This window comes from Flavipsychrobacter sp. (assembly GCA_041392855.1).
Taxonomy (GTDB): domain Bacteria; phylum Bacteroidota; class Bacteroidia; order Chitinophagales; family Chitinophagaceae; genus UBA5543.
This window is the reverse complement of the sequence record JAWKLD010000002.1, coordinates 130,468-154,510: the sequence shown is the minus strand read 5'-3', so window position 1 is coordinate 154,510 and position 24,043 is coordinate 130,468. Positions and strand designations below refer to the sequence as shown.

The window sequence follows — 24,043 nt, the reverse complement described above, 5'->3', positions numbered from 1 at the left end:
GCATCCCTTTTTTATTTGCTTATTTTTGATGCATATTTACTTTAATACATGATATTCTCCTCTAAGCTTATAGAAGATGCTGTACAGGCTTTTGCCAAACTGCCGGGTATTGGAAAAAAAACTGCCTTGCGTATGGTGCTACAGCTCATGAAGATGGAAAAAGAAGAAGTGGATGGCTTTACTGATGCGATAAGCAAAATGAGGCACGATATTCAATTCTGTGAGCAATGCCATAATGTATCAGACACACCGATATGTGAGATATGTAATAACCCCGGGCGTAATCAACGCCAAGTGTGTGTGGTAGAAAATCTTAGAGATGTAATCGCCATAGAAAGTACGCAGCAATATAGTGGTACTTATCATCTATTGGGCGGTATTTTGTCTCCGCTAGATGGTATTGGCCCTGAACAACTTAATATTGCCACCCTACAAAAAAGAGTTCAAGAAACGGAAGTAGAAGAGTTGATCATGGCACTAAGCCCTACAATAGAGGGAGATACTACCGTGTATTATATTGCACAACAGGTAAAAGATTTCCCCGTGTCTATTACCACTATTGCAAGAGGTATTGCCTTTGGTGGAGAGTTGGAATATGCAGATGAAATGACACTAGCACGCTCTATAGCCAAACGATTGCCTATAGAAAGCTATGTGAATATGAAAAAATAGTTTAGAAAGCTATATCCCCTTCATAAACAAAGGTAGCAGGTCCATTAAGAGTAATGTTGATAGCACTATCGGGGCTGTCCTTTTCTAGGCTAACCATTAAAGCTCCTCCGGGAGTAGCTATATTGATGCTGAATTGTCCTAGTTGTTGTTCTGTATGTGCTATTGCGGCAGCCGTCACGCCTGTACCACAGCTATAAGTTTCATCTTCTACGCCGCGCTCGTAAGTGCGTACTTTGATGCCATCAGCTACTTTCTCAGAGAAGTTAACATTAATACCTTCTGTTTTAAAGCGCTCATTGTTTCTAATGGCACTACCAGTTGCCTTTACGTCTATTGCTTCAACAGAGTTTACCGTAGTAACGTAGTGTGGAGAGCCTGTATCGATAACTGTATGATCATCGTGACGCTCTACTGATGCAACATCTTGCATGCTAAGGCTTACTGTGCCTTTTTCGTCAATATTTGCCGTATGTGGACCGTCTATGGCAATAAATGTTGCTGTATGGGTAATAACTCCTAGTCTTTTTGCAAAAGCTGCAATACATCTGCCACCATTGCCACACATGGTGCTTTCATTACCATCAGCATTATAGTACACCATTTTGAAATCGTAACCATCAGCATTTTCCAAAAGCATCAACCCGTCTGCACCAATACCAAAGCGCCTGTCACACAAAAAAGCAACCTGCTCTTTAGAAAGTGCAATGTCCCCTGCTCTGTTGTCTATTAAAACAAAGTCGTTGCCAGTGCCTTGATATTTGTAAAAGTGAATATTCATCGTCCGTTATTATCTTGGAAAAATTGTTCTGCTCGCGAATTTAGGTTTTTTGTGCTATTCCCGTTCGAGTAAAGCATCTGGCGCCATGCGGTATTTCTTATTTCGCCACGTACTGTAGAGTGTAGTAGCATATAGCCACCTACCATAAATGGGGGCTGGTAGAAAAGGAAAGATCCTGGCGCTCCTTGTTGTCCAGGTGCATTGTATTGCCATACCTCGTAAGGATAGGCAGAAGACTCGTTGGTTACAACTACCCGTTGGTCGGGCTCGCCATAGGTAAGAAATATACGTCCTCTATCAGTTTCGTACCCCGGCTTTATTCTAGAACCAAAATTCTTATTGACAAACCTTACCTTATCAGCATGTTCTTCCCAGGCTTTTTTGGGGTCAGAGGGGTTTCTGCCTTTCCAAAAGTTGTAGATAAAATATCTGATATAGGTCTCGTCAGGGTTTTTGATAAAGCTGTTGATATTATCGCGTTCGGTAACATTGCTTATAGGCAGGCACATTTTAAGAATAGCCTTGAGTTGAGGGTAGTTGTATTTAGATACAAATGTGTTTCCTAGATCAAGCATCTCCACCTCTTCAAAAATATTAGCAGCACTGGTATCGCTGGATGTGCTGGCGATTTTTACAGGGTCGGTATTGAGTAGCTGAAAGAAAAGTGTTTTAGTGGCTACTCTTTTACTCTTGCTATTGGTGAGTATTATATTCAGGTTGTAGTTGCCCGATGGTAGCATAGAAATGTCAAACTTGCCGAGTATGGGTGTTACTTGGTTGGGCTGTATCGTATCTGTGCTTTTTAGTTTGTATATAGGTGCATCGCTGTTCTTTTTAGATATGTATACATATTGCACTAACGGTAAGTCTTCTTGTTTTACCAATTGGCTCTCGTAGAGTTCTACATAGTAGTGTAGTCGGCTTCTATAATCGTCTAAGAAGTTAGAGGACAGAGGGAACTGTATTCTATTGTTTTTGAAAAAGATGTTCTTTGTTGCAGATGAAGCAAAAGAGGTATCTAGTAATTGCAGGTCACTATAGAAAGTAGGCGTTGTAGGTGTTGTTACCGTTATTTCTTTAGTATAAGTGTATTTATTAGTGGTGTCGTTAAGGTCTATAAGGTGTAGCGTAAATTTACTGGTGCCAATAGGTACTTTATACCTATGCAGGTCTAAGATGTTTTGCAGTTTGGCAGCGCGAATATCAGCTGCGGGTGTGGTCTCGAGTAGGTATTTGTCCTCTTTTATCGTTTTGTCATTGAATTCAAGAGTAATGTATGTGGCTATTTTGTCTAAATACACACTATCTCTGGTGATACTATAGTTCAGCGACTTAGCGTCTATTTGCCAGTAGATCTCTATATATGGTTCGGCTGTTTGCCCGCTATCACTTGCCGGTAAATAGAAAACCGAGTAATAAGGTACGGCATTAATAGCCTTTGCTTGAAAAGAAAACAACACACATACGAAAGATATCCAGCCCCAGAGTCTCATTATTTATTATTTTTCGCAAATTACTTAAATACCAGCGTTTTAAAGTATGCCTACAGTCATAAGTTCATATATTCCTTTTCCCAACATCTATTGGTGGTCGGTGATAGCAGCTGCTGATAAGGTTATTTTTGATGAAGCAGAGCATTTTGAGAAGATGACTTACCGTAATAAATACTTTATTACAGGTGCTAATGGTATCATACAGCTAAGCATCCCGCTACTACATGGGCGCAACCAGAGAGGGGCAATGAAAGATATTACCATTGCGAATACAGAGCAATGGCAACTGCAGCATTGGCGAGGAATAGCCTCCAGCTATAGGCGTACCCCTTATTTTGAACACTATGAGCCTGAATTAAGACAGTTTTTTGAGGTTTCGTATGATAGTTTGGCAGCCTTTAATCGGGCAAGCATTACTTGGTTGAAAAAACAATTGGGCTTGAACTATGAAGAAGAAATAGCTAGTGTGTACCGACCTAAATATGAAGATGCTGTAGCAGATCTTAGAAAAGGTATGAAACCTGTAATGGGCAAAACCTTAGAGGAAAGCATTTATTACCAGCCTTTTGACGAAAGGAATGGTTTTTTAACAAATTTAAGTATGCTGGATCTGTTGTTTTGTGAAGGGCCTAATGCAATTAACCTTCTAAAAAAGCAGGAAACAATAATTAGTGCTTGGAAAGGAACTTAGCTATTACGTTCATTCGCAAAAGACTTCATCTTCCACACACCATATATAGCTTCTTTGATGATGCCCTTAGACATTTTAGAAACGCCTTCTTTTCTGTCTACAAAGGTTATCGGAACCTCCTTTAGTTTGAAACCAAGTTTCCAAGCACGGTATTTCATTTCTACCTGAAAGGCATAGCCGATGAACTGTACTTTGTTGAGAGGTATGGTCTTTAGGACCTCTCTACGGTAGCAAACAAACCCAGCAGTAGGGTCGTTTACCGGCATCCAAGTGATGAATTTAGTATAAAATGCCCCTCCTTTGGAGATGAATATCCTATCCCAAGGCCAGTTGACCACCTTACCACCACGAACGTATCTTGAACCAATAGCAAGATCAGCTCCTGAAACACAGGCTTGATGCAGTCTTACCAGATCGTCGGGGTTGTGGGAGAAGTCTGCATCCATCTCAAAGATATATTGGTAGTCGCGTCTTAATGCCCATTTAAAACCAGCTATATATGCAGTACCAAGCCCTAATTTCCCAGTACGTTCCAGCAAATGTACTTGGTCGGGGTACATCTCTTGTAGTTTGCGGATGATATTGGCCGTCCCGTCAGGAGAGCCATCGTCCACTACAAGCACATGGTAGCTACCGGCAAGAGATAATACCTTTAGGATGATCCTTTCGATATTCTCTTTTTCATTATATGTTGGTATGATAACTAGTTTGTCCAAAACTGGGCAATTACTTTAATAAAGGAGGTGAAAATAAGAAATAATGAGCAACCACCGACGTTTTAAAAACTTAAAGTTTTAAACCTGAGTTTTTTAGCTTCATTCTGTTCAGAATTTCAGATATTTTTTGCTTGGTGTGTAATGAAAAATCGGCTTTCATCATCCAGTCGTAGTAGTTAGGCTCAGCAGTAAATACATCTTCTACTTTCTTGCCTTTATGCTTACCAAAATTGAATATTGGCTCTCCATTTTTCATCACAATACGGCGAGCATAGTCTACCAGCTGATTATTGTGGGTGAATTTATGCAGAAACTCAACATCGTTTTGCAGATTGTCGTACCTGTCTAGTTGCGCTTCTAATACATCTATCGTCGCGTTGATATCAGCTTCGGCACTATGGGCATTTTCCAACTCTTTTTGGCAATAAAACTTAAGTGCAGCACTTAAAGAGCGGCTTTCCATCTTAAAGAATATTTGTTGGGCATCCACCATCTTTCTATCCGTAAAATCTACATCAATACCTACACGAAGAAATTCTTCGGCTAAAAGAGGAATGTCGAACTTGCTGCTATTATAACCGCCAAGGTCACAGTTTTTCATCCAGTTGTATAGCTCGTGTGCTATTTGCTTGAACGGAGGACAGTCTTTTACATCCTCATCGCTAATGCCATGTATGGCGGTTGTATCAACAGGTATGGGTATGCCCGGGTTGATGCGTTTTACATATTTGTCTCGTGTGCCATCGGGCTTGATCTTTACAAATGCCAGTTCTACAATTTTATCTTTTGCTTGGTCGGTACCTGTTGTTTCCAAGTCAAAAAATATAATCGGTCTTTTTAACGCTAATTGTGCCATATATCTAGTTGCTGAACTGCGAACTTACACTATTCCAATCAATTCCATCAAAGGTGCCACTACTCATTAGTAATAAACAGGTAGGGCGTTCTTTGTTTTCGAGTAAGGTACTCACTTTGTTTTTAAGTATTTCTTTATCGTCTATAGCTTCAAGGTCTGCTCTGTTAAAATGAGCCTTTACCTGTTCTGTACTAATAGGCGGTAGCCCTTTTAATGCTATGGCATGGTGACTGAAAAAGACCAAAGCTTCATCGGCTGCATCCATACTATGAGCATACTCTTTTAAAAAAGCGTCGCTAAGGCTACTAAAGGTATGAAGCTCAAAGCAGGCAATAAGTTGATGGTTAGGGTAGGCTTCTCTTGTAGCGTTAAGGGTGGCTTTTAGTTTTGATGGTGCATGCGCAAAATCTCTAAAGGCAACCAACTCCTGTGTGTCTATTATCTTTTCAAGTCTTCTCGCGGCACCTTTAAAACTGGCTATCGCATTATAACTGTTGTCTTCATTAATACCTAACTCTGTGCATACAGCAATAGCGGCTTGCATATTGAGCAAGTTGTGCTTGCCAAAAACAGAAACTGAATACTCTTTCCCATTAGCGGTAACAATGGCCTTGCCGTTGTCATATTTATAGTTGGGGGTATTGTACGGAGTGTTGTTTAAATGCTTGGCAGAAGAGGCAATTACTTTTTGCACTTCTGTGTCTTCGTTATTATAAAAAACAGGCACATCTTTTTCTATGCCTTCCAAATATTGCTCAAACTGATTGAGGTAAATATCATAGGTAGGGAATACATTGATATGGTCCCAGGCTATGCCACTTAATACGCTGATGTGTGGATGATAGAAGAATACTTTTGGTCGTTTTTCTATCACGGATGCAGGGTATTCGTCACCTTCCAATATGATGATGGGCGCATCGGTCAACTTCACAGAAAGGTCAAACCCTTCAACTTTAGCACCAACCAAGTAGTCAAAATCCACCCCTTCATGACGCAGTATATGCATGATCATGGAAGTAATGGTTGTTTTACCATGGCTTCCAGCTATCACAATTCGTTTTTTGTCTTTACTTACTTCGTATACATATTGTGGGAAAGAGTAGATGTTCAAGCCTAATTCCTGAGCACGCTTTAGTTCCGGGTTGTCTCCTTTAGCATGCATGCCCAATACTATCGCATCTATATCACTATTGATGCGGTCTGTGTGCCAGCCCTCTTGGTCGGGCAATATGCCTTTTGCCTTCAGGTTAGTTTTGGCAGGGTCGTTTATTTCATCGTCACTACCAGTTATTTTGTGTCCTTTATTATGTAATGCTATGGCTAGCTGGTGCATAATAGCGCCCCCAATAGCTATGAAATGTATATACATCGTTTATTTTTATTTTATTAACTTCGTACAAATGTAATTGCGTTTTCAGTTTATTAAGTTAAAATACATTATGCAAAAGTTTTTTAAGACTCGTAATATTATCGCATTAGCAGCTATCATAGCATTAGCGTTTGCTACTTCTTGTAACTCTACTTCTAAGTATGGTTGCCCTAACAAGCTGCATGCGTCATCATCAGTAAATTAAAAAAGAAATTCTTACAAAGACATTTAATAGGTTGGTAGGTTAGTTCTGCCAACCTGTTGTGGTTTAGTGTTATAGGATATTAAGCATTTTAAGCTTACAAAAAAGCAGCTGTTGTATACAGCTGCTTTTTTAATATAATAAGGTTGTTGACTATAAGAAGGAATAACCAATATGTAGTTGGATAGTACGTTGTTTCCAAGATTCTGAAACAGAAGAGCTGTTCAGGTCAGAAAAACCAATGATATATCTGGCACCTACATTTAGCTTGGTCAATTTTACTTGCAAGCCAATAACACCTGAAACATCTCCAGTATTAATAACCGTTTTCACATCTTTAAAAATATTCTCCTTGTCATTAAGTCCAATGATGCTTGTATACTGAGGACCTACTTGTAACCAGATCGGACCTTTTACTTTTAGATTGAAAAGTATAGGAATTTGTAAATAACTAACGGCAACACTACCGTTTTTGTTAGAGTCTGCTTGGTTATTGAAAGTAGGGTTAAATCCCAGTGCATTTTTACCAGCATCATAAAGCACCTTAGTATTCATATCATACTTTACTTGGCTGAATAGTAATTCTATTTGTCCGCCAAGCTTGCTTGTGTGTACGCCTCCGTAAACACCACCAAGAAGACCCGCTTTAAGACCATTGTCCCAACCATTGCCGCTAAGGCTAGAAAAGTTGGCGCCTACTTTAATACCTAAGTCTACTTTAAGTGGAGAGCCAGGCTGTGCTGTTGCCAATAAAGGGAAGCAAAAGAGTACTGCTGCAACTAGTATTTTTATGTGTTTCATCGGTATAATTTTATGTGTATAACAAATGTATTTATAAACTGTTAGAAATAATAGGAACGTAACTTAATCTTCATCTTCAATGATCAGGAACTGCTCGTTGTATGGAAGTATACCTTCTTTAAGTTGATCTAAAAATTCGTCTCCGTAAGTAGGGTAGTAGTCAATGAAGTTGTCTATTCGCTCTTGCAATCCACCCTTAGGAAATAGTCCTTCCTTTAGTTGGTGTATGCGACCAATAGTTGTAGCTAGTTTTCGTTTTTCAGCACGTAGCATTTTCTTTTCCAAAACAGTAAGCTGTTTTGATATTTTAGCAAGCGCAGCTTCGGCAGATGCGCCAAGGGTAGTATCTATAGCAATGGCTTTTTGTTTGAGCTTGTTCAGTAATTCGTTGGCTTCTTTTTGCTCTTCTGCTGTTTGCCAGTTATGCACTGTGTTCTTTTGTACTTCTTCTTCCTCTAGTATAAGAGTGGGTTTAAAAAGATCTTCTATACTAAGTCCGAGTTTTTGGCGAAGTGCTTTGTATTTAGGCTTTATCCACATGGCCGATTGGCGCTGCAATATTACAGGGTAAAATACTTTGTAGTGGCTAAATACCTCCTTTAGTTGTAGCCAGTAAGCCACCTCGGCTCCACCGCCTATAAAAGCAACATTCGGTAGCATGGTTTCTTGTAACAGGCCTCTAAGTATTACATTAGGGCTAAGCCTTTTAGGATGTTTGTCCAGCTCTTCAAGCAGTTCTTTTTCTGAGAAACTGATGTTTGTATTTACAACTATCCATTTGTCCTCCTCTTTTTCTATCCGCTCTCTTATATCATCTTTCATATAAAAGAGGTTTATGTCACGCGGGTAGGCTTGAGACTTATAGCCTTTGTCGGTTATGTTTTTTACTTGTTGTTCAACCAGCTCCTTTGCAGTGTGTTGTAGCAGGTCGTCTTCAATAATAGAACTGATATTCTTTTTAAAAATAGCTACATCAGGGTCTATTACGACCAAACCATACCGCCCAAAAAGTTCGTGTACAATATATTGCGTTGCTTTGCCTATTGTAGGTTGTTTTAAGTAGGCATTTTGAAGTAGCTCTTTAAGTTCGTCAGTAGTTTTGCTTGGTGGCCCAAGTACACGAAAAAGATTGTCTAATAGAGGTTTCAGACTTTCCGTGTTCATTCTGCCTACAGCACCCGTTTGTCCGTTGCCATCCCATGTATATCGCTCTCCCTCATATCTGAAAACGCCCAGTTCTTCCAGATCGTTGTCCTCGCTACCCATATAGTACACAGGCACAAAATGTTTGTTGGGATGACTCTTGTTCAATTCCTCGGCCAGCTTAACGGCGTGTAGTATCTTATATATAAAATAGAGGTAGCCGGTTAATAAGTTGGGCTGATGTGCAGTGCATATAGTATAGGTATGCTCGTCGGCTAATGAAGCAATATTTTTTGTTACAGCTTCAATAGGCGTTAGGTCTTTATATTGTTGATGTAGTGTATCTACTAATGCGACTCTGTCTGTAGGGTATTTACTTCTTTCTTCTATCGCTTTAGCGATGCCTTCTTTGCTAGGAGAATATTGATAAAAAGGTTGTAGGTCAGGTATTTGGTTTTGGTAGTCGAGCACCAACTTTGAAAAAGAGTGAGTATCCTGATATGGTATATATATACAGTCGCTAGGCACAGTCGTAATCCTTTAATTATTTGACGAAAATACTAACAACCATTGCAAAACGAACAAAATATTGATAGAGAAAGCTAATGCCGCTATGTGTTTTAATCAATTGCATGGTGTAAATTGTTACCCTATATCTAAATAACCATGATTTGAGCACGTCGAAAAGTATTAAAAACTGGTCGGTAGATGAACGGCCAAGAGAGAAAATGCTACAAAAAGGTCCTGCAGCGTTAACTGATGCAGAATTATTAGCAATATTGATTTCCAGCGGAACAAAAGAGAAGTCGGCACTAGATCTAGCCCGAGAAGTACTGGCTTTGGCAGATAATAACCTACACGAACTAGGCAAAGTAACAGTAGTAGAGCTACAAAAAACCAAAGGCATTGGTGAAGCTCGAGCCATTACTATAGCTTCAGCTTTAGAATTGGGCAGGCGACGACAGTTAGGGCAGGCCTTAGACAGAGCTGTAGTAAAACAAAGTAAAGATGCTGCGGATATAGTTATTCCTTTAATAAAAGACCTGTCAAACGAAGCGCTTTGTGTCTTGTTCCTCAATCAGTCAAACAAGGTGATAAAACCTGAAATAATAAGTACTGGCGGGCTTACAGGTACGGTTGCTGACAATAGGGTTATTTTAAAGCAGGCCTTATTGTTGAGCGCCAATAAGATAATATTGGCTCATAATCACCCCTCTGGCAACCCTAAGCCAAGTAAAGCAGATGTGGACATGACCCTCAAACTAAAATCAGCGGCAGCAACAATGGATATTCAATTATTAGACCATATTATAGTATCTGGGACGGGCTACACTAGTATGGGTGATGAAGGGCTGATATAATGTTGTTTGTTTACTATATTGGACTGGTTTCTATTTAGCAGAGTAGCGGCGTAGTCGTTGGGGTGTTTCTTTTGCGGGCCTTTTCAGGCGTTACTCATTTCTGCCAAGCGATGTATAAGGGCAAGAGATACATAGAAGTAAAATGTATGTATTGTCTAATTAATTGATTTTGTTTTCAATAAGTTCATATACCATGATTTTTTAATCCCTTATTTTATTATTGCCTTCCTGTTAAAAAAAGTATAAAAAATAAATCCTTTTGTATAAATTAGCTCTTAATATGTGCTTCTCTGGCTTGTTGATTGTCAGGGAAGGGTCATATTGTACACCTCTATTTAAATATTTGATATTAAACGCGATTGCATGAAGTTTACTAAAAAACACCCATTACTATTATTTCTACTAGTAGTATTCTCAGCATTTTCGACAGTTGCCATAGCGCAGCCAACCATTACGATAGTTAATGGTACACCTACAGTTTGTAGTGGTACGACAAGTGCCGATATTACTTATAGTGGAACAACTGGTACGCCGGTTGACTATAGTATTGATTGGGACGCGACAGCTAACGGACAAGGATTTGTTGATGTGGTTAATGCGGCGTTGCCAGCTAGCCCTATCTCAACAGCCGTGCCGGCTGCACCTGCAGCAGGTACCTACAATGGTACATTAACAGTACGAGACGGTGGTGCTACCACCAGTATAGGTTATGCTGTTTCTGTTACGGTCAATGATGCACCTGTAGTTACAGACCATGGTGTAAACCGTACTATTTGTGAAAACACAAATACTACATTCTCTGTTACGGCAACAGGTAGCAACTTGACTTACCAGTGGGAGTCAAGTATTAATGGAGGTGCAACATATAATACGGTTTCAAACGGTGGTATCTACAGTGGTGCTACAACAGCTACATTAACATTAACCAATGTGCCTGCTGCTTCTAGTAGTACATTGTTCCGTTGTGTGGTAAGTAGTGCAAGCTGTCCTTCAGCAACTTCTGCAGCAAGATTATTGGTGGTTAACGCAGCACCAACTATAGCCTATCATGGTGTAAACCAAACTATATGCTCTGGCGATAATACAAATTTTACGATCGTAGCATCAGCTGCGGCTACTACTTACCAATGGGAAGCTAGTGTCAATGGAGGTGCAACTTATACTAATGTAACTAATGGTGGTATCTATAGTGGTGCTACTACTAATACGCTAACAATAACAGGTGCAACTACTGCAGTGAGCAGTACATTGTTCCGTTGTGTAGCTTCTGGTCCTTGTGGCTCTGCTACATCAGGTGCGAGATTGCTTGTTGTAAATGAATTGCCATCTGTATCTACACAACCTGTAGATAAAACAATATGTGCGGGTAGCAATACTACTTTTGATGTGATTGGTTCTGGTGCTAATGTTACCTACCAATGGCAGGTGAGTACTAATGGTGGTGCTACCTTTACTAATCTTACCAATGCAGGTATCTATAGCAACGTAACGACTCAAAGCTTAGGAATTACTGCGGCTACTACAGCTGAAAATAATAATCAATATCGTTGTGTCGTGAGTGGTACTTGCCCGCCAAGTGTAAATTCTACTGCAAGAACATTAACAGTAAATGGAGTTCCTACAATTACAGCGCAGCCGGCGGCGGCGGCTGTTTGTAACGGACAGAATGGTAGCTTCAGTGTAACAGCTACAGGTACAGCAATTACTTATCAGTGGCAAGAAAGTATCAATGGAGGTGCTACTTATTCTAACTTAAATAATGGAGGTATATATAGTGGTGTTACTACTACTACTTTAAACCTTACTGGTGTAAATACAGGACTTAATAATAACCTATACCGTTGTGTGGTAAGCGGTACTTGTACTCCTGCTGCAACTTCAAATGCTGTAGCGCTTACTATTAACGAATCTCCTGTAGTAACTGACCACGGTGTAAACCGTACAATATGTGATGGTGACAATACAACATTTGGTATAACTGCAACAGGTGCTGGACTTACTTACCAATGGGAGGCTAGTACCAATGGTGGTGCTACCTATGCTAATGTAACTAACGGCGGTATCTATAGTGGTGCCACTACAGCTACTTTAACTTTAACAGGTGTTCCTGCTGCATCAAGTAGTACATTATTCCGTTGTGTGGTAAGTGGTACTTGTACTCCTGCTGTCAATTCTGCAGCAAGACTATTAGTTGTAAACACGGTGCCTTCAATTGCAGTGCAAGCGGTAGACCGTACTATTTGTGCTGGTGGTAATACTACTTTCGAAGTAGTTGGTTCTGGTGCTGGCATTACTTACCAGTGGGAGCTAAGTACTAACGGTGGAGCTACTTGGGCGAATGTGACCAATGGTGGTATCTACAGTGGTGCTGCTACTAATATATTAACAATAACAGCTGCTACTGCAGCAGAAAATAATAATCAATACCGTTGTGTAGTAAGTGGTACTTGTACTCCTGCTGCAACTTCTACAGCAAGAACGCTTACAGTAAATGAGTCTCCTGTAGTAACAGTACAACCTGCAAATACTACAGTTTGTGAAAATGCAACAGCTAACTTTAGTGTAACTGCAACAGGTGCTGGTTTGACATACCAGTGGCAAGAAAGTACTAACGGAGGTGCAACCTTTACTAATATTGTAAACGGCGGTATCTACAGTGGTGCGACTACGGCTACTTTAGGGTTGTCATCTCCTCCAACATCTGCAAACAATAATCAATATCGTTGTGTAGTAAGTGGTACTTGTACCCCTGCTGTAAATTCAAATGCGGCTACACTAACTGTAGATGGTTTGCCTGTGGTAACAGATCATGGTGTGAATCGTACTATCTGTGATGGAGACAACACAACATTTGCTATTACTACAACAGGTGCAGGACTTACTTACCAATGGCAAGTAAGTTCTAATGGTGGTGCTACCTATGCTAATGTAACTAACGGTGGTATCTACAGCGGAGCTACTACAGCTACATTAACACTTACTGGTGCTACTACTGCAGTGAGTAGTACACTATATCGTTGTGTTGTGAGTGGTACTTGTACTCCTGGTACTACATCGGGTGCAAGATTGCTAACAGTAACAACATTACCATCGGTATCTGTACAGCCAATAGATAAAACTATTTGTTCTGGCGGTAATACTACATTTGATGTAGTTGGTTCTGGTGCTGGTATTACTTATCAATGGCAAGTAAGTACTAATGGAGGTGCAACCTTTACTAACCTTGCAAATGGCGGTATCTATAGTAATGTAACTACACAAACTTTAGGTATCACTGCGGCTACTGCAGCAGAGAATAATAACCAATATCGTTGTGTAGTAAGTGGTACATGTCCTCCTGCAGCTACTTCAAATGCGGCTACTTTAACAGTGAATGTTCCGCCGGTTGTGACAACACAACCTACTAACAGTGCTATATGCCCTGGTGGAAATACAAGCTTTACTGTAGTGTCAACAGGTGCCACACTTACTTACCAATGGCAAGTAAGTACCAATGGTGGTGCAACATTTACAAATTTGACCAACACTGGTATCTATAGTAATGTAACAACAGCAACATTAAACTTAACAGCAGCAACAGTTGCTGAAAATAATAATCAATATCGTTGCGTGATCAACGCGTCTTGTACGCCAAACACAACTTCTAATGCAGCTACATTAACATTTAATTCTGCTCCGGTTGTAACATCTGATGGTGTTAACAGCTCTATATGTGCAGGTGATAATACAAGTTTCACAATCACTGCTACAGGTACAGGCCTCACTTACCAGTGGGAAGCTAGTACCAATGGTGGTGTAACTTATGCTAATGTAACTAATGGAGGTATCTATAGCGGTGCTACTACTGCAACATTAACACTGACTGCAGTGCCTGCTTCTTCAAGCAGTACACTGTTCCGTTGTGTGGTAAGCGGTACTTGTACACCAAGTGCAACATCAGCAGCAAGGTTGCTTACAGTAACTACATTGCCAGGTATTGCCGTACAAGCAGTAGACAGAACAATATGTGAAGGTGGTAATACTACATTCGATGTAGTTGGTTCTGGAGCTGGTATTACTTACCAATGGCAAGTAAGTACCAACGGTGGTGCAACCTTTACTAACCTTGCAAATGGTGGTATCTATAGTAATGTAACTACTCAAAATTTAGGTATTACGGCTGCTACTGCTGCTGAGAATAATAATCAATACCGTTGTGTAGTGAGTGGTACTTGTCCTCCAAATGCAATATCTACACCAAGAACATTAACGGTAAATACCGCTCCTGTTGTTACAGTTCAGCCAGTTAGCACAGCTATCTGCCCTGGTGCAAATACAAGCTTTAGCGTAACTGCTACAGGTGCAGGATTGACTTACCAATGGCAAGTGAGCACTAACGGTGGTGCAACATTTACTAACCTGACCAATACAGGTATCTATAGTAATACTACAACAGCAACATTAAACTTAACTGCGGCTACTGCAGCAGAACATAATAATCAATATCGTTGTGTGATCAATGGTACTTGTACACCAAACACAACTTCAAATGCGGCAACGCTTACGATCAACACATTGCCTGCTATTACAGCACAGCCTGTAAATAGTACTATTTGTGAGGGTAGTAATACAAGCTTTAGCGTTACGGCAACTGGTACGGGTCTTACTTACCAATGGCAAGTAAGCACTAATGCTGGTGCTACTTGGACCAACCTGGCTAACGGTGGTATCTATAGTAATGCAACTACTGCAACGTTGAACTTAACTGCAGCAACTACAGCTGTAAATAATAATCAGTACCGTTGTGTAGTAGGTGGTACTTGTCCTCCAAGTGTTACTTCAAATGCGGCAACGCTTACGATCAACACATTGCCTGCTATTACAGCACAGCCTGTAAACAGCACTATATGTGAGGGTACTAACACATCATTCAGTGTGACGGCTACTGGTACAAGTATTACTTACCAATGGCAAGTAAGTACAAACGGTGGCGCTACTTGGACCAACCTAGCAAACGGTGGTATCTATAGTAATGCAACTACAGCAACATTGAACTTAACTGCGGCATCTGTTGCGGTTAATAATAACCAATATCGTTGTGTAGTTAGCGGTACTTGTACGCCTGCGGCTACATCTAATGCAGCAACACTTACCATCAATACTGCTCCTGTTGTAACGGTACAACCGGTAAACAGTACTATCTGTCCTGGTGCTAATACATCATTTAGTGTTACTGCTACAGGTACAGCATTAACTTACCAATGGCAAGTAAGTACTAACGGTGGTGCAACATTTACTAACCTGACCAACACTGGTATCTATAGTAATGTTACAACAGCAACATTAAACTTAACAGCAGCAACAGTTGCTGAAAACAATAACCAATATCGTTGTGTAGTAAGTGGTACTTGTACTCCTGCAGCTACTTCAAATGCGGCAACCCTTACATTCAATAGTACACCTGCCGTTACAGGGCAGCCTACAAACAGTACTATATGTGAGGGCACTAACACATCATTTAGTGTTACTGCTACAGGTTTAGGTATTACCTACCAATGGCAGGTAAGTACCAACAGTGGTGCTACTTGGACTAACCTTACTAACACAGGTATTTATAGTAATGTAACAACGGCAACGTTGAACTTAACAGCAGCAACAGTTGCTGTTAACAACAACCAATATCGTTGTGTAGTGAGTGGTACTTGTACGCCTCCTGCTACATCTAATGCGGCTACATTAACTATTAATACATCTCCTGTTATTACAGTACAACCTGTTAACAGTACTATTTGTGACGGTGCTAACACATCATTTAGTGTTACCGCTACAGGTACAGCATTGACCTACCAATGGCAAGTAAGTACTAACGGTGGTGCTACATTTACCAACTTGGCAAATGGTGGTATCTATAGTAATGTAACAACAGCAACATTAAACCTAACTGCGGCAACTACTGCAGAGAACAATAATTTATATCGTTGTGTAGTAAGCGGTACTTGTACACCTTCGGTTAACTCAACTGCAAGATTGTTGACAGTTAATAGTTTGCCTACGGTAACAGTACAACCTGTTAACAGCACTATCTGTGAGGGTAACAATACTGCATTCAGTATTACTGCTACAGGTACTGGTATTACTTACCAATGGCAAGTAAGCACTAATAGTGGTGCTACTTGGACTAACCTGACTAATACAGGTATCTACAGTAACGTAACTACAAATACACTTAATCTTACTGCGGCAACAATTGCAGAGAATAATAATCAATATCGTTGTGTAGTGAGTGGTACTTGTACGCCTGCTGCAAATTCAAATGCAGCAACACTTACGATCAATACTTCTCCTGCAATAGTTAACCATGGTGTTAACCGTACTATTTGTGAAGGAGATAACACAACATTTGATGTAACAGTAACAGGTGCTGGTTTGACCTATCAATGGCAATCAAGTATTAACGGTGGTGCTACTTATACTAATGTTGTAAACGGTGGTATCTACAGTAATGCTACAACTGCATCATTAACTATAACTAATGCTACGCCATCAGCAAGTAGTACTTTATTCCGTTGTGTAATAGGCGGAACATGTCCTCCGGGTGTTACTTCGGCAGCTCGCTTACTAGTTGTAAATGCAGTGCCTAAGGTGACATCGCAACCGGCTGATATGGCAGTATGTTTAGGTAATAGTGCATCATTTACCATAATAGGCTCAGGTGCTAATGTTACTTATCAGTGGCAAGAAAGTACTAACGGTGGTACTACTTGGAGTAATGTAGTGAACGGTGGTGCTTATAGTGGTGCTACTACACAAAGCTTAGGCATAGCTACTCCTGCGGTAACCTTCAGCGGAAACAGATATCGTTGTGTGGTAAGTGGTACTTGTGCTCCAAGTGCTACATCTAATGTTGCACAATTAACAGTAAATACATTGCCTGCAATTACAGGACAACCATCTAACACAGCAACTTGTCCTGGTGGTAATGCAAGCTTCACGGTAACGGCTACAGGTTCTGGTGCAGCATATCAATGGTATATCAGTACTAATGGTGGTGGTACTTGGGGTAGTATAGCTAATGGTGGTATCTACAGTGGTGCTACTACTGCAACACTAAACCTAACAGGCGCTGCTGTTTCTGACAATGGTAACCTATACCGTTGTGTGGTAAGTGGTGTTTGTTTACCAAGTGTAACCTCTAATACAGTTTCATTATCGATCAATACATTACCTGCGGTTACACTTAACCCGGTTAACAGTACTATATGTGAAGGAAGCAATACAAGCTTCACAGCAGCAGGTACTGGTACTGGTGTAGCTTACCAATGGCAAGTAAGTACCAATAGTGGTGCTACTTGGACGAACTTGACGAATACAGGTATCTATACAGGTGTTACTACAACTACCTTGAACTTGACTGCTGCAACAACAGCAGTACACAATAATCAATACCGTTGTATGGTAAGCGGTACTTGTACGCCATCTGTAGCAACAACAGCTGCTATGTTGACCATAGATACTAAGCCAGTAGTTACAGTTGCACCGGTTAACAGTACTATCTGTGAGGGTAATAACACATCATTCAGTGTAACTGCAACTGGTACAGCGTTGACGTACCAATGGCAAGTAAGTACAAATGGTGGTGCTACTTGGACAAACTTGACGAACACTGGTATCTATAGTAATGCTACAACAGCAACGTTGAACTTGACTGCGGCAACAACAGCAGTTAACAACAACCAATATCGTTGTATCGTAAGTGGTACATGTGCACCAAGTGCAACATCAGCTGCTGCTACATTAACGATCAATACAGCTCCTGTAGTGACCGTTAACCCTGTTAACAGTACTATCTGTCCAGGTACAAATACGAGTTTTGCGGCAGCAGGTATAGGTATAGGCATTACTTATCAATGGCAAGTAAGTACTAATGGTGGTGCTACCTGGACGAACTTGACCAATACAGGTATATACTCAGGTGTTACAACAACGACTTTAAGTCTTACAGCTGCAACAATTGCAGAAAATAATAACCAATACCGTTGCATAATTAGTGGTACTTGCGCTCCGGCTGCAACAACAACAGCAGCTATACTAATCTTTAATAGTACGCCAGCTGTTACCATGCACCCTATTAATAGTACCATATGCCAGAATAACAATGCCTCATTTACAATATCAGCAACAGGTTTAGGCATTTCTTACCAATGGCAAGAAAGTACTAATGGTGGTGCTACTTGGAGTAACGTGACGAATGGTGGCATGTATAGCAACGCTACTACATCTACCTTGAATTTGACCAATGTACCTCCAACGGCAAACAACTATCAATATCGTTGTGTTGTAACAGGTACATGTGCTCCTGCTGCTACATCTAATGCTGGAATATTGACCGTTAATGCTGCTCCTTTTGTAACAAATCATGGCGTCAATCGTACAATATGTGCGGGAGATAATACAACCTTTGATGTTACGGCTATAGGCTTAGGTGTAACCTACCAGTGGCAATTAAGTACTAATGGTGGTGCTACTTGGAGTAACGTAACGAATGGTGGTATCTACAGCAATGCTACTACTGCATCATTAACCATAACTAATGCAATGGCTACATCTAGTAGTACCTTGTTTCGTTGTGTACTGGGTGGCTCATGTCCTCCGGGTGTTACTTCTGCTCCTCGCTTACTAGTGGTTAATAGCCTGCCATCTATAAATGTACAGCCCGTAGATAAAGTAATATGTGATGGTGGTAGTACATCCTTTAGTATTACAGCATCAGGTACAAGCCTAACCTTCCAATGGCAAGTAAGTACTAACGGTGGTGGTACTTGGACGAACCTAACTAATACGGGTATCCACAGTAATACAACCACTCCATCACTTAGTGTTACTGCAGCAACAACATCGGCTAACAATAACCAATATCGTTGTATCGTAAGTGGTGTTTGTACGCCAAGCGTTACTTCTACAGCAAGAACATTAACAGTACATACTTTACCTGCTATCACAGCTAATCCTACTAACAAGAACGTTTGTGAAGGTGATAATACTACATTCGATGTAACGGCTACAGGAACAGGTATTAGTTATCAATGGCAAGTAAGCAGATGGTGGTGTGACATATAATAATGTTGTGAACGGAGGTATCTATAGCAATGCCACTACTGCATCATTAACCATAACTAATGCAATGGCTACATCTAGTAGTACGTTGTTCCGTTGTGTACTGGGTGGCTCATGTCCTCCGGGTGTTACTTCTGCTCCACGTTTACTAGTGGTAAATGTGAGACCTACTATTAACGTTCACCCTGTTGATAGAGTAATATGTGATGGTGGAAGTACTACGTTTGACGTAAATACATCAGGTACAAGCCTAACTTTCCAATGGCAAGTAAGTACTAACGGTGGTGGTACTTGGACCAACCTAACTAATACGGGTATCCACAGTAATACAACCACTCCATCACTTAGTGTTACTGCAGCAACAACAGCTGCTAACAATAACCAATATCGTTGTATCGTAAGTGGTGTTTGTACGCCAAGCGTTACTTCTACAGCAAGAACATTAACAGTACATACTTTACCAGCTATCACAGCTAATCCTACTAACAAGAACGTTTGTGATGGTAGTAACACTACATTCAGTGTCACTACTACAGGAACAGGTATTAGTTATCAATGGCAAGTAAGTACTAATAGTGGTACTACATGGACTAATGTGACCAACATAGGTATCTATAGTGGATCTAATACAGCTACTTTAGCATTAACAGGTGCTAGTTTGGCGATCAATGGTTACCAATACCGTTGTATGGTCAATAGTGTATGTGCGCCTTCAGTTACTTCTACAGCGGCTACACTTACTATGCTTACTCTACCAGGATTTACAGCACAGCCTGTTAACTCTGTAATATGTCTTGGAAGTAATGCTAGCTTTAGCGTATCAGCTACAGGTACTGCGGTTACTTACCAATGGCAAGTAAGCACTAATGGTGGTGGTACTTGGAGTAATGTATCTAATGGTGGTGTGTATAGCGGTGCTACTACAGCAACACTAAACTTAGCAGCTCCGGCAGCATCGTTCAACAACAACCAATATCGTTGTATCATAAGTGGTTCTTGTACACCTTCTGTTACTTCGAATGCAAGACTATTAACAGTTAACACGCCTCCTGCTATAACAGGTAACCCAAGCAATAATGCTATCTGTGATGGTAATAATGTAAGCTTCAGCTGTAGCGCTACAGGTACAGGTATTACTTATCAATGGCAGGCCAATACAGGAAGCGGATTTACTAATATCAGCAATGGTAGTAGTGGTACTGGTGGTTTCACTTACAATGGTGCTACCTCATCTACACTATCTATTACTAATGCTAACTTAGGATTGAACAATGCTCAATTCCGTTGCGTGGTAAGTGGTGCAAGTCCATGTACTCCTGCTACTACAAGCAGTGCAACATTGATCGTTCATCCGATCCTTACTCCTGCTCTAACAATAACAGCGAGTGATACAGACATATGTGTAAATACTTCAGTAACCTTTACTGTAGTATCTACAACTAACCCTGGTCCTAGTCCAAGCTTCCAATGGAAGAGAAATGGTACTAACGTAGGTAGTAACTCTACAAGTTATACCAGCTCAGGCTTAGCTAACGGAGATGTGATCACATGTGTGATGACCTCTAGTGTACCATGTCCTTCACCTGCATCAGTAACAAGTAATACTAAGACGATGATCGTTCATCCTCGTCCGGTACCATCTATTACGATCAGTGGACCTCCGGGTGATTCAGTATGTGATACAAGAGCGGCAACGTTTACAGTTACAAGTACGGTGAATGGCGGTGCGAACCCGATTTACCAATGGCAAGTAAATGGTGTGAACACTGGTGTGGCTGCAACAACCTTTACTACTAATACACTTGTAAATGGTGATGTGGTAAGCTGTCGTCTGACAAGTAGTGCACTATGTGCTACACCAATGGTGGTGAGCAGTGCAGGTATCAATATGAAAGTGACACCACTTACATTTGCTACTGGTAGAATACAAGCTACTCCAACAACTAATATTTGTGAAGGAGATACAGTTAACGTATTCTGTTACTATACTAATGGTGGACCAACGCCAACATTTGACTGGTACATAAATGGTAATAAAGTGGCTAACAATCCATTTGCATCATTACAGTCTAGTACGCTTAAGAACGGTGATACTGTTCAGTGTATCTTCACGAACAGCTTCTCTTGTCCAGAGCCTGTGATCACGAATAAGGAGATCTTCACAGTGAATAAAGTGGAAGCATCATCTGTATCTATCGTAGCTAACCCAAGTGTACTAGTACCGGGTATGCCTACAACGATAACTGCAGTTCCTGTAAATGGTGGTGCTAACCCAACTTACATCTGGCGTAGAAGTGGTCAGGTAGTAGCTGGTGTAACAGGTGATACTTACGTAGTAAATGATCTATTATACTTAGATAAGATCCAAGTGACAATGAAGCCAGACCATCCATGTAAAGTGAATGAGTTTGAGTCTAGTAATACCTTGGTTGTAAATCAACCTAACTCAGTACAGAATACTGTAAATGGTGCTGATGAGCTAGGATTGTATCCTAACCCGAATAATGGTGAGTTTACTATTGAGGGAACATTTGCAGGTGTTAATGGAGCTACAAACATCTCTATTTACAACAACCTTGGTCAGAAAGTACACACTGCTACTACAGATGTTGTAAATGGTAAATTGACCCATAAATTGAGCTTGAACGGCAAGATTGCACCAGGTTTATACACACTATCTATAGAAGTAGATGGTCAGGTATACACCAGACGTTTCAATATTGTAGAATAAGTACTCAGTTTTTAAATAAGAAAAAGCGGCTATGATAAATCATAGCCGCTTTTTTATGCTATGAACATACTTTGAATGGGAGTAAGAGCTGTCATATAGAAGTAATACTGTGGACAAATTGCCAACAGATACGCCCCTTAGCCATTAGATACTGCCTATTAATTGCTATATTGCGACTTCTGAAAAAAACTTATTACAGGTTATATTATATAGGCGAGTATGCTAAAAATTGGTGTTATTGGTGCAGGGCATCTTGGCAGGTTTCATATCCAACAATGGAAAGAAATAGACGGAATAGAATTAGTGGGCTTTTTTGACCCTAATGATGATCAGGCTGCAGCGATCATTGCCGAATACCAAGTCCCTCGTTTTGAGGATGTTGACCAGCTAATAGCAGCTACAGATGCATTGGATATAGTAGCGCCTACTACCTCACATTATGAGATAGCCAAAAAATGCTTGCTCAATAGCAAACATATATTTATAGAAAAGCCCTTAGCGCATACACTGGAAGAAGCTAATGAGCTGGTACAGTTGGTAAAAGAGGCGGATGTCAAATGCCAAGTAGGGCATGTAGAGCGTTACAACCCTGCGTATTTAGCATTGGGTGAAGAGGCTTTGCAGCCTATGTTTATTGAGGCACACAGGCTAGCACAGTTTAACCCCAGAGGTACTGATGTTTCTGTGATACTCGACCTGATGATACACGATATAGATATCGTAATGCATCTGGTAAAATCTCCGGTAAAGCGTATATCAGCGAGTGGTGTTTCTGTAATAAGCGAGACTGCAGATATTGCTAATGCCAGAATAGAGTTTGATAACGGTTGTGTTGCTAACCTAACTTCTAGTCGTATATCCCTCAAAAAGATGCGTAAAATGCGTCTTTTCCAAAGAGATGCGTATATCGGTATCGACTTCTTAGACAAGAAAACAGAGGTGATAAGGCTGAATGAAGATGAAGGACCAAAAGGAATGATGGACTTTCCGATAGATACAGGAAACGGAGAGAAAAAACGTATTTCTGTACAAATGCCTGAAGTAGAGCCCTCTAATGCAATAAGAGCCGAGTTAGCAGAATTTGCAACAGCGATATTGGAAAATAAACCTACTAGGGTAAGTGTATATGATGGTTATCAGGCCATGGATGTGGCACACCAGATATTGAAAAAAATGAGCCTGCATAACGAATTACACAACGCATAGCACAATACTTTACTTTAAAAGCCGTTATTAACGTATAGCGCCTCCATTTATTGTTAGAAATGAGAATAATATATAGCATAATATTGCTTTTTGTCGTTGGGGCTTTTGGCTCAGGTTGCGATATTATTAATCCTGCAGAGAAAACGCCTACCTATGTGCGTATTGATTCCTTTGCTTTTGAAGATGCCAACCCTTCTAAAACAGGAAGTATCTCTAATGATATCAGCGCAGTATGGGTGTATTTGGATAGTAAGCCTATAGGTGTTTTTGATGTGCCTTCTACCTTTCCTGTATTACTGGATAGAGACAGCAGGCTAAGTATAGCTCCTGGCGTTACCTACAGTGGGTTAAAGAACTATAAAGCCTTGTATCCGTTCTATGCATTCGATACCATGACCTTAAAAGTAGACCCGGGTAATGTGGTTACCTTCAATGCAAAGACAAAGTATGTAGATGGATTGAATTTTATTTTCAAAGAAGACTTTGAAGTTGGTAATAAATTTGACCGTTTGGTACCCGAAGAACCTTTGGATACTGCAATGGTGAGAACTGCAGATAAAGATAAGGTGTATGAAGGTGGAGGCTCAGGATATATTTATCTGGATAAAGCGCACACCTCTTCGCAAATGTTCAACAATACCGATATCAAAATACCTATAGGTGAGTCGTATTTAGAGTTAGATTTTAAAAGTTCCGTTCAATTCGAAATTGGGTTGTACGCTACCCTGAAATCAGGTTCGGCAGCATTCCAATATTTTCAAGGAGTTTATCCCAACTCTAATTGGACAAAATTATACGTGCCGTTGGAAGCTTATACCAATACTTTTCAAGGGGTGAGCTACCGACTATTAATAAAAGCAACGCTACCTGATGGACAAAAAGATGGATACGTCCTATTAGACAACCTAAAAATAGTTACCTACTAGTAGCT

At 40.4% G+C, this 24,043-nt stretch carries 15 protein-coding genes; 8 read left to right on the top strand and 7 right to left on the bottom strand.

The window, feature by feature from the left end:
- Positions 1 to 48 precede the first annotated feature (48 nt).
- Positions 49 to 672, top strand: coding sequence for a recombination mediator RecR (recR, locus tag R2800_14330; protein ID MEZ5018232.1), 624 nt, complete (start codon positions 49 to 51; stop codon positions 670 to 672).
- Position 673: 1 nt separating this feature from the next.
- On the opposite strand, the gene dapF is transcribed toward recR, so the two are convergent.
- Both dapF and R2800_14320 read right to left on the bottom strand, forming a co-directional pair.
- Positions 674 to 1,450, bottom strand: a complete 777-nt coding sequence (gene dapF / locus R2800_14325; GenBank protein MEZ5018231.1) for a diaminopimelate epimerase — start codon at positions 1,448 to 1,450, stop codon at positions 674 to 676.
- Positions 1,447 to 2,943, bottom strand: a complete 1,497-nt coding sequence (locus R2800_14320; GenBank protein MEZ5018230.1) for a GWxTD domain-containing protein — start codon at positions 2,941 to 2,943, stop codon at positions 1,447 to 1,449. The genes dapF and R2800_14320 overlap by 4 nt, the downstream gene beginning before the upstream one ends.
- Positions 2,944 to 2,989: 46 nt before the next feature.
- On the opposite strand from R2800_14320, the gene R2800_14315 reads away from it, so the two are divergent.
- Positions 2,990 to 3,634, top strand: a complete 645-nt coding sequence (locus R2800_14315; protein MEZ5018229.1) for a WbqC family protein — start codon at positions 2,990 to 2,992, stop codon at positions 3,632 to 3,634.
- Here R2800_14315 and R2800_14310 read toward each other — a convergent pair.
- From R2800_14310 to R2800_14300, 3 genes are all read right to left on the bottom strand, one after another.
- Positions 3,631 to 4,350, bottom strand: a complete 720-nt coding sequence (locus tag R2800_14310) for a polyprenol monophosphomannose synthase (GenBank protein MEZ5018228.1) — start codon at positions 4,348 to 4,350, stop codon at positions 3,631 to 3,633. The two genes, R2800_14315 and R2800_14310, sit on opposite strands and share 4 nt — an antisense overlap.
- Positions 4,351 to 4,420: 70 nt before the next feature.
- Complete coding sequence (locus R2800_14305; protein MEZ5018227.1) at positions 4,421 to 5,206, bottom strand: 3'-5' exonuclease; 786 nt, start codon at positions 5,204 to 5,206, stop codon at positions 4,421 to 4,423.
- Positions 5,207 to 5,210: 4 nt separating this feature from the next.
- On the bottom strand, positions 5,211 to 6,575 hold the full coding sequence (locus tag R2800_14300) for a Mur ligase family protein (GenBank protein ID MEZ5018226.1): 1,365 nt from the start codon (positions 6,573 to 6,575) through the stop codon (positions 5,211 to 5,213).
- Positions 6,576 to 6,645: 70 nt separating this feature from the next.
- On the opposite strand from R2800_14300, the gene R2800_14295 reads away from it, so the two are divergent.
- On the top strand, positions 6,646 to 6,780 hold the full coding sequence (locus tag R2800_14295) for a hypothetical protein (GenBank protein ID MEZ5018225.1): 135 nt from the start codon (positions 6,646 to 6,648) through the stop codon (positions 6,778 to 6,780).
- 150 nt (positions 6,781 to 6,930) lie between these two features.
- Here R2800_14295 and R2800_14290 read toward each other — a convergent pair whose 3' ends face one another.
- Both R2800_14290 and bshC read right to left on the bottom strand, forming a co-directional pair.
- Positions 6,931 to 7,578, bottom strand: a complete 648-nt coding sequence (locus tag R2800_14290; GenBank protein MEZ5018224.1) for an outer membrane beta-barrel protein — start codon at positions 7,576 to 7,578, stop codon at positions 6,931 to 6,933.
- Between the two features lie 63 nt (positions 7,579 to 7,641).
- Positions 7,642 to 9,249 carry a bacillithiol biosynthesis cysteine-adding enzyme BshC gene (gene bshC / locus R2800_14285; protein MEZ5018223.1) on the bottom strand — a complete coding sequence of 536 codons (1,608 nt, stop codon included), beginning with the start codon at positions 9,247 to 9,249 and terminating at the stop codon, positions 7,642 to 7,644.
- A 143-nt stretch (positions 9,250 to 9,392) separates the two neighbouring features.
- On the opposite strand from bshC, the gene radC reads away from it, so the two are divergent.
- The 5 genes from radC to R2800_14260 all read left to right on the top strand — a co-directional run bounded on the left by radC (position 9,393) and on the right by R2800_14260 (position 24,038).
- Positions 9,393 to 10,082, top strand: a complete 690-nt coding sequence (gene radC, locus R2800_14280) for a DNA repair protein RadC (protein MEZ5018222.1) — start codon at positions 9,393 to 9,395, stop codon at positions 10,080 to 10,082.
- Positions 10,083 to 10,445: 363 nt separating this feature from the next.
- Positions 10,446 to 19,178 carry a hypothetical protein gene (locus R2800_14275; GenBank protein ID MEZ5018221.1) on the top strand — a complete coding sequence of 2,911 codons (8,733 nt, stop codon included), beginning with the start codon at positions 10,446 to 10,448 and terminating at the stop codon, positions 19,176 to 19,178.
- A complete protein-coding gene (locus R2800_14270) occupies positions 19,168 to 21,906 on the top strand; it encodes a T9SS type A sorting domain-containing protein (protein ID MEZ5018220.1) in 2,739 nt (912 codons plus the stop codon). Before R2800_14275 ends, R2800_14270 begins: the two co-directional genes overlap by 11 nt.
- A 219-nt stretch (positions 21,907 to 22,125) precedes the next feature.
- A complete protein-coding gene (locus tag R2800_14265) occupies positions 22,126 to 23,112 on the top strand; it encodes a Gfo/Idh/MocA family oxidoreductase (protein MEZ5018219.1) in 987 nt (328 codons plus the stop codon).
- A gap of 59 nt (positions 23,113 to 23,171) precedes the next feature.
- Positions 23,172 to 24,038 carry a hypothetical protein gene (locus tag R2800_14260; protein MEZ5018218.1) on the top strand — a complete coding sequence of 289 codons (867 nt, stop codon included), beginning with the start codon at positions 23,172 to 23,174 and terminating at the stop codon, positions 24,036 to 24,038.
- The last annotated feature ends 5 nt before the right edge of the window (positions 24,039 to 24,043 follow it).

What these genes read in the sequence shown, in the direction of transcription:
- recR (MEZ5018232.1), top strand. Translation starts at nt 49, where the DNA reads ATGATATTCTCCTCTAAGCTTATAGAAGATGCTGTACAGGCTTTTGCC.
- R2800_14260 (MEZ5018218.1), top strand. Translation starts at nt 23,172, where the DNA reads ATGAGAATAATATATAGCATAATATTGCTTTTTGTCGTTGGGGCTTTT.
- R2800_14290 (MEZ5018224.1), bottom strand. Translation starts at nt 7,578, where the DNA reads ATGAAACACATAAAAATACTAGTTGCAGCAGTACTCTTTTGCTTCCCT.
- R2800_14295 (MEZ5018225.1), top strand. Translation starts at nt 6,646, where the DNA reads ATGCAAAAGTTTTTTAAGACTCGTAATATTATCGCATTAGCAGCTATC.
- R2800_14315 (MEZ5018229.1), top strand. Translation starts at nt 2,990, where the DNA reads ATGCCTACAGTCATAAGTTCATATATTCCTTTTCCCAACATCTATTGG.
- R2800_14275 (MEZ5018221.1), top strand. Translation starts at nt 10,446, where the DNA reads ATGAAGTTTACTAAAAAACACCCATTACTATTATTTCTACTAGTAGTA.
- dapF (MEZ5018231.1), bottom strand. Translation starts at nt 1,450, where the DNA reads ATGAATATTCACTTTTACAAATATCAAGGCACTGGCAACGACTTTGTT.
- R2800_14320 (MEZ5018230.1), bottom strand. Translation starts at nt 2,943, where the DNA reads ATGAGACTCTGGGGCTGGATATCTTTCGTATGTGTGTTGTTTTCTTTT.
- R2800_14305 (MEZ5018227.1), bottom strand. Translation starts at nt 5,206, where the DNA reads ATGGCACAATTAGCGTTAAAAAGACCGATTATATTTTTTGACTTGGAA.
- R2800_14265 (MEZ5018219.1), top strand. Translation starts at nt 22,126, where the DNA reads ATGCTAAAAATTGGTGTTATTGGTGCAGGGCATCTTGGCAGGTTTCAT.
- R2800_14300 (MEZ5018226.1), bottom strand. Translation starts at nt 6,575, where the DNA reads ATGTATATACATTTCATAGCTATTGGGGGCGCTATTATGCACCAGCTA.